Origin of the sequence: Gelidibacter maritimus (genome assembly GCF_014062315.1) — a bacterium.
In the GTDB taxonomy this organism is placed as follows: domain Bacteria; phylum Bacteroidota; class Bacteroidia; order Flavobacteriales; family Flavobacteriaceae; genus Gelidibacter; species Gelidibacter maritimus.
The window spans coordinates 199,394-216,896 of sequence record NZ_JACGLT010000005.1 but is presented as its reverse complement, the minus strand read 5'-3'; the positions used below and the strand labels follow the sequence as shown (position 1 = coordinate 216,896).

Here is a 17,503-nt window from a genome sequence, read left to right as displayed (position 1 = left end):
TGAAAGCTAACTTCTTTAATTATTTTAACATGAAGCACTTTATCATTATTGCACTGGTTTCTTTGGCCTTTATGTCTTGCACTAAAAAATATCAACATCTTGAAAACACAGACGAAGATTATGCCATCATTCCAAAACCTTTAGTTCTTGAACCACAAACGGGACGGTTTTTAGTCGATGCCAGTACAACGATTGTTGGAGATGAAACTCTGAGTAATGAAGGCAACTTTCTGGCTGAATTATTAAGCATGACCCTCGGTACGAATATTCAATTTTCCTTACAGAACGCTAAGGGCGATATCGTTCTTGAAATTGATCCCGCCATAGAAAATGAAGAAGGTTATGAGTTGTACGTAGATTATGATAAAATTCGGATTTCTGGTAAAAACAGTACAGGGGTGTTTTATGGGATTCAAACCTTGAGACAATTGATTCCCCTTGCGAATGGCGCGGCTGCAGATGATGGAAAAGAACTCACCATTCCTGCAGTGGTCATTAAAGACCATCCCCAATTTGTTTACCGTGGCATGCACTTAGACGTGGCGCGGCATTTTTTTCCTGTAGCATTCGTTAAAAAGTACATTGATTTAATTGCGATGCACAAAATGAACACCTTTCATTGGCATTTAACCGAAGATCAAGGGTGGCGAATTGAAATAAAAAAGTATCCTAAATTGACCGAAATCGGTGCTATTAGAAAAGAAACGGTTATTGAAAAAAACTTTGACCCCTATATTGCTGATGGTATTCCGTATGGTGGATTTTACACTCAAGAAGAAATCAAGGATGTTGTGGCTTATGCCCAAACAAAACACGTCACCATTATCCCCGAGATAGACCTTCCTGGGCATTCACGGGCCGCCATAGCGGCGTATCCTGAATTGGGAAATACAGGCGAACAATATGAGGTAGCCACAACATGGGGCGTTTTTGAGGAGATTTATGCGCCTACGGAAACCACATTCAACTTTTTAGAAGACGTGCTGACTGAAGTCATGGCACTTTTTCCAAGTGAATACATTCACATTGGTGGGGATGAGGCACCAAAAAAACAATGGGAAGAAAGTCGATATGCTCAAGAATTAATGAAGAAGGAAGGCTTGAAAGATGAAGACGAATTACAAAGTTATTTTATAAAAAGAGTTGAAAAGTTTGTCAATTCAAAAGGACGGAAAATCATCGGATGGGATGAAATCATTGAAGGCGGCTTGGCACCAAATGCCGCGGTGATGTTCTGGAGATCTTGGACTGGAGAGGATGAAATTATTGAAGCCGCAAAAAACGGTCACAATATCATCATGACCCCTGCATCGCACGTGTATTTTGATGCCTATCAAGTGCCTGAAGAAGATCATGCGAAGGAAAAGTTTGCCATTGGCGGTTTTACTTCCGTAGAAAAGGTATATGGTTTAAATATCATTCCAGAAGCGCTTCCAGAGGAATTTCATAAGTATATTTTGGGGGCGCAAGCCAATCTCTGGTCGGAATATATTAAAACATCTGAACATGCTGAATATATGGTGCTGCCAAGAATGACGGCATTGTCAGAAGTGGTTTGGTCATCAGAAGAACAGAAGGATTGGTCAGATTTTAAAGTTCGGTTGGATAAAATGAGAGAACAGTATGACGCTTTGGGATTGAATTATGCTAAGCATGTTTTTGAAAGTGAATAAAAATCACATCTTCTCAGAGTGTGGCTTTGGTTAGTTTCCATTGGGGGAAGCATGAAAATTCAGAAATTTAACCGTTGTTGCAAATCCTCAACGCGCTTATCTTCTTTCTCTTGATATTTTACATATTTCTTAATGATCACCTCATCCGTATCGATAAAATATCGCTAAACTCCAAAAAGATTGTCAAATAGAACTTCGTTTTGAATTTAGGGTAACTTTTGAACTGTAAATTGCGAAGACGACATTTTGGAACTCAAACAACATTATCAAGATGGTGATATTATTTTATTAAGCAAACCAAAGATCCAGAATCTGATTTTATCGTCAATAAATTGTTTTTCACTCAGAATGATGAGTCCTATTATGCGATGATGCCCTAATGGAAATCAGAGATCGCAAAAGACATTTTAAAGGGACAACAAAAGGGAAAGAATTTTGTAATTTCGATGCCATCGTACCAACCAAATAAAATGCGCGATTCCGACAGTTATGCATATGTTGTAAAAATTAATAAAAGGTAGATTCAAAATAATGAGAAAAATAGTTCTTTATGCCGTTTTAGTATTCGTCTTAGCTTCATGTTCCAATCAGAATAGAAACCTTCCAAAGGTGAGCTCAACTATTGAAATCGATTCAGATGATACTAAAGATTCCATAATTTTTAAGGCAGCTCATGTCGTGCCAACCAAAAACCAATATGAAGCTTTAAAAAACGAGTTTATTGCATTTATCCATTTCGGGCCAAATACGTTTACCAGAATGGAATGGGGAAATGGTTTTGAAGATCCCGAGATTTTCGATCTCAAAAACTTGGATACAGATCAATGGTGTAAAGCGATGAAGGATGCGGAAATGAAAATGGTAATCCTTACCGTAAAACATCACGAGGGATTTGTACTTTGGCAAAGCCGTTATACCGAACACGGTATCATGTCTACAGATTTTGAAGACGGTAAAGGCGATATTTTAAGAGACCTTGCAGCATCCTGTGAAAAATATGGTTTAAAACTCGGCGTGTATTTATCTCCGGCAGACCTTTATCAAATTGAAAACGAGGCGGGATTATACGGTAATTTAAGTGAATATTCAGATCGTGTTATTCCAACGCCGGTTGAAGGACGTCCATTTGAAAATAAAACAACATTCACCTTTAATGTTGACGATTATAATGAATATTTTTTGAACCAACTTTTTGAGTTGTTAACAGAGTACGGACCTATTCATGAGGTTTGGTTTGATGGCGCGCACCCAAAACGCAAGGGTGGGCAAAAGTATAATTATCTGGCATGGAAAGAATTGATATCTACATTGGCTCCAGAGGCAGTTGTATTTGGAAAACAGGACATCCGCTGGGGAGGGAATGAAGCTGGCGCTACCAGAGATACGGAATGGAATGTAATTCCATATTCAGGAAACCCTCTTGAAATGGATAGTTTTGCGGATATTACAGGTGAGGATATTGGGAGTAGGGAGAAACTTTATGATGCCAATTATTTACATTATCAACAAGCAGAAATCAATACGTCAATTCGCGAAGGCTGGTTTTATAGAGATGATGATAAGCAAAAAGTACGGAGTGCCGATGATGTTTTTGACATCTATGAGCGTTCAGTAGGAGGGAATACCACCTTTTTACTAAACATTCCGCCGAACAGGGACGGAAAGTTCTCATCAGAAGATGTTCAGGTCTTGGAAGAGGTTGGCCGACGTATTCGCGAGACTTATGGCACTAATTTATTTGCCGATGCTTCTGGAGTGAAAAACATTTTGGATGCAAATGCTGATACTTTTGAATTATTGGATACTGATCCAAAGGAAATCCTTATTGAAACAAAAAGCCCTGTAACCATCAACCGATTGGTTCTTCAGGAAGCCATCACTACACATAGCGAAAGGGTTGAAAAGCATACATTGGATGTGTGGCTTGACGGAGCTTGGAATGAAATAGTTTCAGCCACCAATATTGGATATAAACGAATCTTACGATTTCCAGAGACCACTTCAAATAAATTTAGGGTTCGAATTTTAGAGTCGCGATTGGCACCTGCAATTTCAAACATAACTGCACATTATTATCAACCACGTCCACCACAATTAAGTGTAACACGGACCTTTGATGGTATGGTTAGCATAAAACCCAAAAAGCACGATTTTGGATGGAAACCCCATGGCGAAGATAGCTCGGGAAATATCAATGCTGGAATAGAAATTCGCTATACGAATGATGGCAGTGAACCTACTAAAACATCCCCTCTTTTTGAAGCTCCATTTCTTGCGACCGGATTGATTAAGGCCGCGGCTTTTTCCAATGAAGAAAAAGGAAGTACGGTTTCCGCAGAATTAGGAATTTTGAAAAAGGATTGGAAAATTATCAAAGACAATGGCTCTGATCCCGATCATCCGGCTAATTTGGCAATAGATGAAGAACCAGAGACCTATTGGTTGTCTACAAAAAAGGACGGGCCACATTTTATAGAAATTGATTTGGGAGAGGTGCAGAATTTTAAAGCATTTGCTTATACACCGCCTACCGTAACCTCCGATGGCATGATAGAGCAAGGCGTCTTTAAAGTGAGTGATGATGGCGTATCATGGAAAGAAATCGAGCGTTTTGAATTTGGAAATCTAATTAACGATCCAACATCAAGAACCCATTATTTTGAAGAAACGGTAAAAGCGCGTTTTGTTCGTATAGAATCAGTAACCATTGCCGGTGGGAAGAAACAGGCAGCAATAGCAGAAATTGATTTTATTGAATAAATCGTATTAGTTGATCATACCTGAATTAAAATGGTAGGTATGGAACTAAAATTTTCTATTGTTGTTTACTTGTGGAGGTCTGAAATATTCGAGTTCAAATAGCGACGATGATGTTTTTTTGAGATAAAAACATCTCAACTTAAATAGTCTTGTTTATACGGATACCCCGTTGCGTACCCCAAACCGAACTGACTGCGATGAACAGTGGCACAAATTAATGCTAACAAGATGTTCAAATATCGTCTTAAATATTTAAATAGTTTTCAGTTCCTCCCACCCATTAAAGCGACAGTAGAGCAGGCAGAATTTAGGGAGGAAAATTAAGCATAAGCCGATAAATACGGTTCGTCTTTATGACGCCAAATGTGCTGAAATAAACCTAATTTTAGGCATCACTAAACCGTCAGCTAGATTAATTTAGTTTTTTAATCTTGATATCTTTAAACTCTACGCCTTGACCTTCGGCCTGAAGACCTATATACCCCTCAGTTAACCTTTTTCCATCGATTTTAATTTTTGGATCATAACCATTGGCCACGCCACCACCTATTTGCGGCTTTGTATATTCAAGCACCTTTTCGCCATTGACCTTATGGATAACCAACGAATCGCCATACACGATTAATTCTGAAGAAACCCATTCGTCCCAATCATAAGTTTCCGAAGAAGAGTTTATACAATGTCTGGGATCCATTTCGCCTTTGTAGAAAACTTCTGTCCCAGGAGAACACATATTTCCCGTTGGTCTGGCAACATCATTTTTTTCCCTCGCCAACATCTGATACTCGACAGAAATAGGCCAATCTTGCTCTTTTAAGATAGTGTTTGGATCTTGTGAATGAAACATCACCCCGCTATTTCTGTAGGTGTAACTTGGGGCATCCTCTAGCCATTGATCGGTAAATCGGTACATAAACTTTAAATGGTATGAAGAAAACGGTTCTTTATAAAATAAATGTCCGTAACGCTCGTCAAATGTGTCATAACCATCATAATTGACCTGGATGACGCCGTCTACCACTCTAAATGTGTTGGCATAATTGTCACCCACATCATGATGATGAATTTTAACAGTCCAGTCGTTTAAATCTTTTCCATTAAAAAGAGGCAACCATTCTTCCTGGTTTTCTAAGGCTGCCACTTCGGTCTTGTCCGACTTATTTTTTGGACCAAGACAGGAGAACATTATGGAAACTATGAATATTGCGGGAATCAATAGACGACTTTTTTTCATGAATAACTGAAAGACACTTGTTGTTGAAGTCATAATTTTTTAGAAATACGGGTTTGGTAATTGTAGTTATGGAGTATTTGCAGGTTAATTTTATATAATTTGGGTTTTTCCGGGTACTGGAATAGGATACGATCCATCCTCTCCTGGAACCGTTGGGGGTGTGGATTCCCAGCTGACAACTGGAGGCATTAAAATCTTTTCAGACTTTAAGGCGTCCTCCCAATTGATCATCTGACCAGAATAGGTTGCCATCCGGCCCATTATGGCACTCATAGTACTTTTGGCACCATTTTCAGCATCATTTATCACTTCTTTATTCCTTATGGAAGCAAAGAGCCTATCGTGTTCTACTTGATAAGGATTAGGATCATTACGTCCTCTATATTCGAAAATTTTATTTCCTTGATGATCAACTATACGAGCTGCGCCGGCATCGTTCATATGTATGCTGCCATTACTGCTCTGAAAGTCCTCACCAACCTTTGACCAAGTTCCGGGTTGATGGCGACACTGGCTGGAGATCACAGCTCCACTAGGGTATTTGAACTCCACAAAATGGTGATCAAAAATTTCTCCATGATCGGGCCCGTTTCTTACCAAGCGACCACCCATGCCTTGTGCGGAGATTGGGTACTCCCCAATAAACCAATTGGCAATATCTATATTGTGGATGTGCTGCTCAAGAATATGATCGCCGCAAAGCCAATTGAAATAGTACCAATTGCGCATTTGATATTCCATTTCACTCTGATCTGGCCTTCGTGGTCTTACCCAAACTCCAGCGCTATTCCAATACACCTGACCTGAAATTATCGCACCTGATTTTCCTTCATCTATTTTCTGTTTGATGGCCAAGTAATTGTTTTGGTATCGACGCTGTAACCCTACCACTACGTTCAGTTTTTTAGCTTTGGCAACCTTTGCCATTTCCAACACTTTTCTTACACCAGGCACGTCGGTAGCTACTGGTTTTTCCATAAACACATGCTTTCCTGCATTAATGGCATACTCAAAGTGATATGGCCGGAATCCCGGCGGCGTGGCAAGGATCACCACATCTGCCTGGTCTATCGCTTTTTTATAGGCATCAAACCCGACATAACGATGATTCTCCGGAACATTTACCTTTTTACTACCTTCAAACTCTTTTTGAAGACTCAATAGACTTGCATTTAACTGATCTTCAAAAGCGTCAGCCATAGCCACCAATACTACATTCTCATCTGCCTTTAAGGCCTGATTGGCAGCGCCTGTACCTCGACCACCACAGCCCACTATGGCAAGTTTTAGGGTTTTATCGTTAAACACATTGGCCATAGCTGCCATTTCCATGGTTGGGAGTAGCATGCCTGCTGTGAAAATTGCGGTGTTTTTAACAAAATCTCTTCGTGAAGATTGAAGAATGGATTTTTGATTGTTTTTAAAATTAGTCATAGTTCAATAACATAAATTAATGGGATTTCGGGCCCCAATATTTTTCATAATCGGTTTCTTTAGGTGGATGTGGTACGCTCACAATTCTAAAGCCTACAAAAGGAGCATCTGTATGCCACCATTTACTTTTAGGGAATTGAGGATCGCGCATTTTCCAGTTTTCGGTAGACCCTAAACGGGCTGCACTTCTCAGATATTCCGCATCATCGTAATATGATCCACCTCTTACGGCATGCGGATATTCCTTGATCGGAAATTCTATGGGGTTATGAGTTAAATCTGTTCTTCTTTCATAGACGGTCGGCAGATATTGATCTAAGGTCCATTCTGCCACATTGCCGTACATATCGTAAAGGCCCCATGGGTTCGGCTTTTTCTGACCTACCTTATGATAGGTGTCTTTACTGTTGTCATAATACCAAGCGTACTCGTCCAACATAGTCTCATCATCTCCAAAATGATATGCCGTGGTGGTTCCGGCACGAGCGGCATATTCCCACTCAGCTTCTGTAGGCAACCGATAGAATCGTCCCGTTTTGGCAGACAGCCATTCGCAGAATTTTGATGCCGCGTGGTGGGTGACATTGCCCACGGGTAAATCACTACCACTGCCCATACCTAAACTCATATCCACATAAGGAACTGTAGCTCCGGAAATAGCATCAATATCAGCAGTCACCTGTGTCGCTTTACTCGAACTTTCAATCTTATCTATGGTTCTATTCACAAATAAATTATATAAATCCCAGGTGATTTCATATTTGGACATCCAAAATCCATCAATGGCGACTTTATGCTGAGGTGCTTCGTCTTCATAATGGTGTTTTTCGTTTTCTGAACTTCCCATAATGAACTCGCCTTTTGGAATGGCCACCATTTCAATGGTCAGTTCTGAACCTGCTATGTCTTGCGTATAATTCTTGTTTTGCTCTTCCTGTGCCAGAAGTATTGAAGTTTGTAAAATCAGCAGTAAAAGGGAGAGAAGAAATGAAATTTTCATGTTTTAATATAAATTGTGTAGCTCAAAATTATAGGTTTCAGGCCTAAGTATTTCCGTAAAGATTACATTTTTTGTTGCGTAGAGTATCATGCTGTTGTTGAAGAATTATAGCGGCGTAATTTCCAATTTCTTAAATTCTACTTCGGCACCTTCCGCCTGAAGTGCAATCTGACCTTTATGGGCGGTAGAATTGAAGCCTTCATTGACTAAATCGCCATTGACCCAGACCTTGATCTTATCATCGCGGCATTCAATGACCATAGTATTCCATTGTCCTAACGGAGATTCAGAGCCTGTAGTCAAATTACGGATTCTTCGCGCCTTATCGCCAGTGGTGCCCCAATTCTCTTTAGGACCACGACGCTCCTCCATGTTAAGAACTTCAATGTCTTCTGCAATGCACCAAAAATCTCCTGCATTTTCGTGTTCCATTTGTACTTCAATTGATTTTGGAAACATGCCGTATAGTGCTCTTGGGGTAGAAGCATGGACAAGAACACCACAATTGCCCGGAGCTCCAGGAAATCGGTAGTCCACCTCTAATTTATAATTTTGATAAATAGTATCTGTAATAAGATGTCCGCGCGGTTCTCCCAAGCTGACAAGCATATTATCACGAACAATAAACGGATTTTTCGCTAAGACATTCTTGTCCATTTCGGGTACATCAACGTGCCATCCAGTAAGATCGGTTCCGTTGAATAAACTATATGAAACTTTTTGTAAGTTTTGATTAGGTAGTTGCCAGGCAAGGATTAAAAAAGTAATACATAAAAGCGGTATAAATTTTCGCATTGCAGCTTAAATTTGAATTAACACACAATATAAGATTAATAATTATGAGAGGTCCAAAAAGCTTCATGAATTTATCTAATTACAACCAAAAGGATAAGGCTGAGGTGTGTTTTATCAATGAGCCAGGTGTATAAATTCCATTATCTGACAAAGGAGAGGTTCAAGTTGTGCGGTCTTGATAATCGTAGATGATGAGAGCTTTGAAAAAACGTGGTTAGGCTTTTTTATGTGCGATATTTGATACTGTTAATAAGAGGCTAAGAATTAGTGTGTTCTAAACTTCTAAATCTTCAATAGTTATGACGCCCCATCCTTGTGTATCGATAAATATCCAGATTACATCTCTTTTGATCTCAAAATGACTGATAGTGAATTTCTCTACATTTCCCATAATTGAAAGGTTTTTTGTGGCTGTGAGCTCTGACGCTAACTTGATATTGACGAGGTCAATTTTTTCTTGCAATATGGGCATTAAGTCAACGCTTAAGGTATTGAGGATTTTTTTATAAATGAAGGTGTTCAGTACGGATTTTAGGATGTTACTTGCAATCCAATGGTCTCCGCTACTATTAATATTATAGGCTTCAACATATAATTTTTGGGTTTCGATATCCAACCTTAAATCTGTTAGAACCGACACTTCAATGTCCTTATTGTTGAACAAAAGAGTGAGTGTTTGTAATTTGAGTCGCAGTTGCAAATTATAAGGTTCAGTTTGACTCTCAAACAGGTTAAGGTCCAGTATTTTAAAATAATTGGAGGTTTTTCCTCTGCTGCTTGTTTTACTGATTGTGGTACCTGTATATTTTTTCTTTAGAAAGGATTCGATGACTGCAAAGCCGATGCGCACCGGCAATGTTACCGAAATATCTTGATTGGATGTTGTAGAGTTGGAGTTCATAGATGCTGAATTGTGAGCCTAGTCGTAATTTAAGATAAATTATGTAAGAATACGATCTTGTATCGAATTTTAAGGTGCGTTAAAGGGATGTTCAACATTAAAAGAGCATGGATTTCGATACTTAGTACAAGGAATTCTGCGAATTCGTTGCGTTTTATGCTTTGAAAGCATACAAAGAAAGTCTGAGTATCTTGGTGCACTATTTGTCATGAAGCTCATTTTAGATATAGTGAGTTTTTAACTTTCGGAGAGATTAACTTCTTTGTTCTCCAATGTCTCCCATTATGTAAGTCCAACATTCTATCCTTATAGACCAAGCCATGTAAGGAACAAATTTCAATCAAGTCAACCGGTGAGCACGTAAGTTGCGTTTAATTTTTTCATTGTCGTCAATAGTAGTGGTCACTGTGTGGAGTTATTCTGCTTTATTCTCGGATCGATTTGACAAGTTTCTTCGAACATAATGGTTTCATCTAAATACTCGATAACAACCCGGTTCTGTTTAAATTCTGACATTAAGGATTTTGTCATTATTTCAATTTCAGATTTAAGATCTGTTTCATCTAAAGGAAATTTTGGATAATTAATGAAATTCAGATTCAAGTGAGGTTCTTCTTGACCACTAAAAATAATGGTACATTCACTTAAAGAAACGCTTAGCATAATGTTTTTATCCTTGATTAAATGGTCTTGATAATTTTGAATGAACCTAATTACTAATGATTTATCTATAGGATTTCCGGAATATCCTTTTTCAAGTCCTATAGTAACTTTGGCAGAAAATGGTTTAGTTTGAGATTTTTGTATATTCACTTTTTATAATTAAGTTTTTTAGTCATTTAAACAAAAATCCAACTAATAAACAAAAGAAAAAATTTTTTTAATTTTTTAATACTTTTCAATTTGAGGAAATACAAACCTACAAGTAATCTTGAGTTAAAAAGAGGCACCTTGAGTTTAATTAATTTCTTCATGAATTGAAAACCAGAAATGAAATACAAAACAGTTAAAGAAACCCCAACACTAAAGAACACCTCTTCAATTAAAATTGTGAACAAGTACGATTTTTTGCGGATGATGATTTAATCCCTTTATTAGTGTGCAATCAGTTTCGAATTTATCCTGATGAGTATAAGGATTTGAAATTATTAAGGCACAAAAAAATAGCTTTAGCCGGGAAATTATATTTGTCTGGAATTGAAACAAACATCGAAGAATATTATTTGGACGACTTAACAATATTTCTTTTGACATTTTCATCTGTCAATTTAATTTTCAGAGAACGAAATGACCAAGATAAATATGTGTTCCGAATAAAAAACTACTGGCAGTAAATTGTATAGGTTAGGATTGTTTTTGAGTCTGCTTAGATATCTGAGAGATTAACTTCGTTGTTCACTATCACTCCAATTCTGCAACTACAACTGGCTGTCCTTGCAGTCCAGATGCTTTAAAACAACAAAATCCGTTCAAGCGAGCTTGTCGGATTTCTTATGTTTTAAATCATAACCCAGTTGTGATTGATTGTGGAGTCGGAGGGATTCGAACCCTCGTCCAAACAAGTTACCAAAGGGCTTTCTACACGTTTATTCTTTTCTTGTTTCTTCGATTGCAAGCTGGTTAAAGACAACCCACTTACAACTTAGCTTCTTTAGCTTCAAGAGCAAATCAAAGCGCTTTGCTCTCTATGTCAACTTTTACGATGTCTCTTAGCTGACCGCCGCTGACCAGGGCTTTCAAGAGACATTTAGCCTTCCTACCTAGTAGGAATAAGCGCAATCTTACTGTAATTCAGATTATGCAGCTAAAGCGTAGTTATTCTCGCCGTTTAAAAGTTTGAAATAGTCTTTTACGTGTTTCAATTTCATTACACGACGTGCTTACCGTTCAATAAATCTCGCTGTCAAAACCAGTCGACCCCAATTCATTCCTGCGAAGGCAGGAATCTCATCATTGAACTTTATTCTCTTGCGTCAGGGTTTTACAACTTTTATTAATAAAAATAAAAACAAAAGCTTGCCTGATCCTTAACGCAGCTTGCAAAGTTACCAAAAAAATTTCATCTAACTTCACAACTTCATCCAACTTATTTCAAAAATTATGCCAACACTAAAAGGTATTCGAAAACGTGCCAACATGACCTTAGTTTCATGAAAGTGGACGAAAATCCCCGTAAACCTGTCATATTTTACTTAAACTTACTTTATATGAGAAATTTGTGGGATAATATAGTATTAGCAATTGCTAATTTAATATGATGAGGTAATGGACATTAAAGCGTAATTTTGCACACTTTAAACTTAAAAAAATGTGATCATGACAAAACCAAGAGTTGCACTAGCCGTTGGTATTATTTGCATTTCAATATTTCCAATTTTGGTGAAGTTAAATCTATCGCCAGGCTTGATTTCTGCATTTTATAGAATGGTAATAGCCTCTGCTATTATTGTACCTTATGTTATTATCACAAAACAGTTTAAGGTCGCTTCCCGAAAATCATTTTGGCTCTCAGTCATTTGTGGGGTTGTTTTTGGGTTGGATGTTGGCGTATGGAATATTGCCATCCAGCAATCAACGGCAACTCAGGCTACACTCTTGACCAATTTATCACCGGTCTGGGTAGGTATAGGGGCATTTCTGTTTTTAAAAGACAAACCAAAGCAGAATTTTTGGACCGGAACCGTGGTTGCTATTTTAGGAATGGCGCTGTTGGTCGGTTTTGATCTATTTCTGAACTTGGATTTTAATTTGGCCTTTATTTTCGGAATCTTATCCGGGATGCTCTATGCTGTTTATATGTTGACCAGCAAACGGGTTTTGGGTGAAATGGAGGTATTAACGTTTATGACCGTAAGCTTGCTTTCCTCGGTCGTAGCATTAGGAGTGTTGAGTTACGCTGTAGGAGAACCTTTTAGCGGATTTTCAAATGCGGGATGGTTGGTGTTGGTCATTCAAGGGGTGGTATGCCAACTCTTGGCCTGGTTGCTCATCAGTTTTGCAACCAAACACATGCGGGCCACCAGAGTATCGGTCAGTTTGTTGGGGCAAGGGGTTCTGGCGTCAATTCTAGCCTGGTGGCTACTTGATGAGCAGATTTCATTGCAAATGATTATTGGAGGATTCGTTTTACTTTTTGGGATTAGACTGACCTTTTATGAAAAACCTTTCTTCAAAATAAAGAAATAATTTCATTTTTAAGCTTTTATCGGCTATCTGAACTCCTGTTTGCCATTTTAATCTATAGCTCAAAACATGACGAATGGCTGAGGCTTTAACATTAGAGATGATGTTGGTGTTTTGCCAAGTGTATAGGACACCGCAATCTTGACTAAATTCCACTGAATAATTTAATCAAGGAATGCTTGTGAGAACTGTCAAATCGGCTTATTTTCGTGACAAGACTAATCAAATACATTTCCTACCGAAAACTTATCGGATGTATGGGGAAACTTAACGCCATTTTTCTATGAAATTTGCTCTTATCAAAGAACGTAAAAATCCGCCTGACCGACGTGTCGTATTCTCACCAGATGAATTAGTTAAAGCCAGGAACCAATTTCCACAGGCAGAGTTTATTGTTGAATCAAGTGACATTAGAGTGTTTCCAGATGCGGCTTACGAGGCTTTGGGATTTCAAGTTACAGATGATGTTTCAAATGCAGATGTTTTATTGGGCGTTAAGGAGGTTCCGATCGATGCTTTGGTCCCCGATAAAAAATACTTCTTCTTTTCCCATACCATCAAGAAGCAATCGTATAACCGGAGTTTACTTCAAGCAATCTTGGATAAAAACATTCAGTTGTTTGATCATGAAACCATCGTTAAACAAAGTGGTACGCGCTTAATTGGTTTTGGTAGGTATGCGGGTTTGGTCGGTGCTTACAATGGCTTTAGGGCTTTAGGCATGAGAGATGGACTGTTCAATTTACCAAAGGTAGAGACCTTGGCTGATTTGAATGCTGTTAAAATGGAATTGGATAAAATCAAAATCCCACCGCTTAAAATATTACTTTCTGGAAATGGTAAAGTGGCTTATGGTGCCAAAGAAATTCTTGATCATCTCGAGATAAAAGAAATCAGCGATGCACTTTATTTAACTTCAGAATTTACCGAGCCCGTTTATTGTATGATCGATGTTATGGAATACAACAAACGAAAAGATGGAAAAGTAGGCACTAAGCTTCAATTTTATAAAGATCCATCCGGATATGAAAGTAACTTTTTACCTTATGCTAAACAGACCGATATGTTTATTGCTGGACATTATTACGGTCAAAATGCGCCGTATCTTTTCACTCGAAAAGAAGCCAAATTGCCAGATTTTAGAATCAATCTTATTGCAGATATCAGTTGCGACATTGATGGGCCGGTAGCATCAACATTAAGAGCCTCAACCATAGCAAATCCATTTTATGGTTATGATGCCCAATCGGAAAAGGAAGTGGTTTTTGATGCTAAAGACGCCATCACGGTCATGGCAGTAGATAACTTGCCTTGTGAGCTCCCGAAGGATGCTAGCGAAGGTTTTGGTGAGATGTTTTTGGAACATGTGCTTCCTGCCTTCTTTAATCAGGATGAGCGTGGTATTCTTAAACGGGCTAAAATGACCGAAAATGGACAGCTTACAAAACGCTATGAATATTTACAAAACTATGTGGATGGGAAGTAAGTAGCCACAAGTTATCAACTACCTGTGGCAAATTTGGAATTTTTAATTCTCAGATTGTTATAAATAAAAAAGCTTGAAAAAATGATTTTCAAGCTTTTTTTATGAATAAAATCTAGTGATTATGATTTTAAAATATCTATCATAATATCCATTTCCTTAACTAATCTTTCAATGGAACCACCGTAGCCCACCGATTTAAATTTCATCCGTCCATCAGGTCCAATGATCACTTTGGTCGGGATTCCGTTGATGTCATATTTGGAAGCCACTTCAAAATCATTGCTGTCTTCAATCATTGGGTCATAAACCACATGAAAGGTGTAGTTGTTGCTCTTTATGAAATCTTCAACCATTTTCTCTCGAGTTGGACCTCTTTCAAACGTATCTACAAATAGGAGAACCACCTTATCATCATCTTTATATTTTGTTACGACCTCCTGCATACCTGGGAAGGATGCCTTGCAAGGCCCACACCAAGTTGCCCAAAAATCTAAGATAACTGTTTTTCCTTTTAAATCTGCCAAGGACACATCTTTGCCGTCCATACCTTTTAAACTAAAGGTTGGCGCTTCTTCATCAAGCATCGTTTTTTTGATTTCGGCCACTTGGGTTTTGTACGCTTCTTTATCAAAAGACGCTATTTTCGCATCGGCATCAGTAGCGGACGGGTTTTCAATAAGATAAGCCGTTTTGTAGGCTTCTTTTATGGTCTCGTTGGCATGGCCCAGCGTCATAAAATGCTCTGCTTTTTCAATAACTTTCTGATGTTGATTGTCAGCCACCAAGTATTCAATATATCGTTGGTTGCCGTCAACATCCCTAGCTTTGGCATCTGTAGCTTTTTCTTGGTAGGCAATGGCTTCCTTAACTTTACCCTGTTTGAATAATATAAGGGCATAGGTGTCCGCGTACATGCGGTACTGCGATTCTAAACTCTTAGCGTATTGTTTTTTGGTGACATAATCTGGTTTATCTGTTTGATCGTTCTGAAGTGAGGTGATAAGGTCTAAAGAACTTTTTGACATTTTTTCGGCTTGAGCCATGTTTTCTCCACTTTCTGCCAATGGCCAAGCCAAACTGTTGAGTGTTGAAGCTCTGCGACTTTTATCATCAATCAAGGAAACATATTTTTCAAAGTTATCCGTGTCTTTATTCTGATAATATGTTCTAGCCAAAGTGCCGGCCATATAATTACCGATGTTCCCTAACTTTGAATTGGCATCAGAAAACCTTTTGAAAATTTCAGCCTTCTTATCCAGATCACTTTCTTGTTGAAACTGGTCAATCAGTTCAAAATTAGCCGTGCTACCTTCTGGAAATTTCTCTAAAACTACTTTTTTCAACGAATCTAATTTGGATTCATCCCCAATTATCGAATATGTTTGCAGTAAGGTAGTGTACTCTTTTTCAGATACGTCAGATTGTGTTCCTATTGTTGCTGCATAAGTATCAATCAGTTTCTTACCTTCAATTTTATCGTTTTTGTATGCCATTTGCAGGTATGAACTGTTCCAGTCTGCTTTCAGTTCAGGATGAGCTGTCATGTCGGTATGAATTGTTTCAAAAGCAGCTTTTTCATCCATTTTGATGCCATAGTCACTGCCTTGTCTTAGAGCGTACAGCGCGGTAGCCGCTTTGCTTCCTATTATTTTAGAGCCGCTTTCGTCATAAAGTGGCACTAAATATCCTTTTTTATCATTATCGTCAAATTGATCATCAGCTCTAATAAGAAATGCCAGCGCTACTGCAGAATCTGGAACATGTATAGACGCATGGTGTTCGTTGTTTGATTCTGAAAAATCAATATCGACCGGGTAATTCCTGTCGCCAACCATATAGGCGTAAAAAGCTTCAACGTCTTTGGCGCTACTATAAATAATTTCTAAGTGGTCTCCTGGTTTAGGTTGCTCATTGGAAATGGTCAAGGGGCCCATAGTAAGTGGCGATGCTTTTTTTTCTGATTCCTGCTTACAGGAAAATACTACCAAAAGGGTAAGGAATAAATAGAGTGTGATTTTTTTCATCTGTAGTTTTTGAGTTTATATGGGAATAAAAATAGAAAATATTGAGCTAACTCTAAAATTAAGACAGATGATATGCAATGAATTACAGCTTTTCTTGAAGAGGCATAACTAGCCTGTTTCCTGCCAAGATATAGCCTGATGTTGAAGATGAAGCTCTAAATGGAATCAAAAATTGCTAGAAATAGGCCAGTTAAATCCGATTTTTTATATACACTTTAATGACGGTTGGTGTTGCAGGATGGAGCAAGGCTATAAAAATAGTGGCTATTAAATATAGCTGTCAAGATTGTTCTATCGGCATTTTTTCGCCTAAAAACTTGGGTTGGACATTAAATAACACATCTATGGCAGCTTTTACTCTCGCCAAATATTCTCTTCCACGTGTCCGCAATCCGTAAAGATTATCAACATCTTTGGCATTAAAAGCAATGGCATCAATTTGAAAGTTGTTGGCTAAATAGATAGCACGTTCATTATGGAATTTCTGGGAGATAATGGTAAAGGCGTTTTGTCCAAAAACTTCTTTTGCTCTTACCACAGAATCCAATGTTCTAAAGCCCGCAAAATCCAACACAATTCTATTTTCCGGAATCCCCCTCTTAAGAAGGTCGTCCTTAAACATTGTGGGCTCATCATAATATGCACTTCCATTATCGCCACTCACCAAAATATAATCTATTTTACCAGCTTCAAATAGCGCAACCGCTGCATCGATGCGATAGGCATAATAAGGGTTAACCCCACCTTTCACCATATATTTGCTAGTGCCCAAAAGCAAACCCACCTTGTTTTTAGGTAGTTCAGTGATGTTGGAATACACATTGTCCTTGGCCTTTAAAATGATATAGTAATTGGTTGCAACCAAAGCGACAACACCAAGGATGACGAGTAGCAGAACTGTTTTTAGGAATTTCATACGCTAAAATAAACAACAATTATTTTGAATTATTGAATAATATTTGAGTTTTAACCTCTACAGATTTATTCGATTCCATTTTTTGATCAAAAGATAG

The 17,503-nt window shown here is 38.2% G+C and carries 12 protein-coding genes and 1 other RNA gene; 4 read left to right on the top strand and 9 right to left on the bottom strand.

The window, feature by feature from the left end; genetic code table 11:
* Positions 1-29 precede the first annotated feature (29 nt).
* The gene (locus tag H3Z82_RS08700; protein WP_182205002.1) at positions 30-1,673 is read left to right on the top strand and encodes a beta-N-acetylhexosaminidase; all 1,644 of its coding nucleotides are present in this window, start codon (positions 30-32) and stop codon (positions 1,671-1,673) included.
* Positions 1,674-2,204: 531 nt separating this feature from the next.
* Positions 2,205-4,433 carry an alpha-L-fucosidase gene (locus H3Z82_RS08695; RefSeq protein WP_182205000.1) on the top strand — a complete coding sequence of 743 codons (2,229 nt, stop codon included), beginning with the start codon at positions 2,205-2,207 and terminating at the stop codon, positions 4,431-4,433.
* Between the two features lie 412 nt (positions 4,434-4,845).
* On the opposite strand, the gene H3Z82_RS08690 is transcribed toward H3Z82_RS08695, so the two are convergent.
* From H3Z82_RS08690 to ssrA, 7 genes are all read right to left on the bottom strand, one after another.
* On the bottom strand, positions 4,846-5,700 hold the full coding sequence (locus tag H3Z82_RS08690; protein ID WP_235982413.1) for a 3-keto-disaccharide hydrolase: 855 nt from the start codon (positions 5,698-5,700) through the stop codon (positions 4,846-4,848).
* A gap of 57 nt (positions 5,701-5,757) precedes the next feature.
* Positions 5,758-7,101 (bottom strand): Gfo/Idh/MocA family protein, encoded by a 1,344-nt coding sequence (locus H3Z82_RS08685; protein ID WP_182204998.1) that lies wholly within the window; start codon positions 7,099-7,101, stop codon positions 5,758-5,760.
* Between the two features lie 16 nt (positions 7,102-7,117).
* A complete protein-coding gene (locus H3Z82_RS08680; RefSeq protein ID WP_182204996.1) occupies positions 7,118-8,101 on the bottom strand; it encodes a formylglycine-generating enzyme family protein in 984 nt (327 codons plus the stop codon).
* Positions 8,102-8,206: 105 nt separating this feature from the next.
* A complete protein-coding gene (locus H3Z82_RS08675) occupies positions 8,207-8,896 on the bottom strand; it encodes a 3-keto-disaccharide hydrolase (protein WP_182204994.1) in 690 nt (229 codons plus the stop codon).
* Positions 8,897-9,170: 274 nt separating this feature from the next.
* The gene (locus H3Z82_RS08670) at positions 9,171-9,797 is read right to left on the bottom strand and encodes a hypothetical protein (protein WP_182204992.1); all 627 of its coding nucleotides are present in this window, start codon (positions 9,795-9,797) and stop codon (positions 9,171-9,173) included.
* Between the two features lie 402 nt (positions 9,798-10,199).
* The gene (locus H3Z82_RS08665; RefSeq protein WP_182204990.1) at positions 10,200-10,610 is read right to left on the bottom strand and encodes a hypothetical protein; all 411 of its coding nucleotides are present in this window, start codon (positions 10,608-10,610) and stop codon (positions 10,200-10,202) included.
* A gap of 711 nt (positions 10,611-11,321) precedes the next feature.
* Positions 11,322-11,718, bottom strand: a transfer-messenger RNA (tmRNA) gene (ssrA, locus tag H3Z82_RS08660).
* A 395-nt stretch (positions 11,719-12,113) separates the two neighbouring features.
* On the opposite strand from ssrA, the gene H3Z82_RS08655 reads away from it, so the two are divergent.
* On the top strand, positions 12,114-12,983 hold the full coding sequence (locus tag H3Z82_RS08655) for a DMT family transporter (protein ID WP_182204987.1): 870 nt from the start codon (positions 12,114-12,116) through the stop codon (positions 12,981-12,983).
* A gap of 280 nt (positions 12,984-13,263) precedes the next feature.
* A complete protein-coding gene (locus tag H3Z82_RS08650) occupies positions 13,264-14,466 on the top strand; it encodes an NAD(P)-dependent oxidoreductase (RefSeq protein WP_182204985.1) in 1,203 nt (400 codons plus the stop codon).
* 119 nt (positions 14,467-14,585) lie between these two features.
* Here the strand turns inward: H3Z82_RS08650 and H3Z82_RS08645 are convergent, their stop codons facing one another.
* Both H3Z82_RS08645 and H3Z82_RS08640 read right to left on the bottom strand, forming a co-directional pair.
* Positions 14,586-16,490 (bottom strand): TlpA disulfide reductase family protein, encoded by a 1,905-nt coding sequence (locus H3Z82_RS08645; RefSeq protein ID WP_182204983.1) that lies wholly within the window; start codon positions 16,488-16,490, stop codon positions 14,586-14,588.
* Positions 16,491-16,770: 280 nt separating this feature from the next.
* Positions 16,771-17,406, bottom strand: a complete 636-nt coding sequence (locus tag H3Z82_RS08640) for a SanA/YdcF family protein (RefSeq protein ID WP_182204981.1) — start codon at positions 17,404-17,406, stop codon at positions 16,771-16,773.
* Positions 17,407-17,503 lie beyond the last annotated feature (97 nt).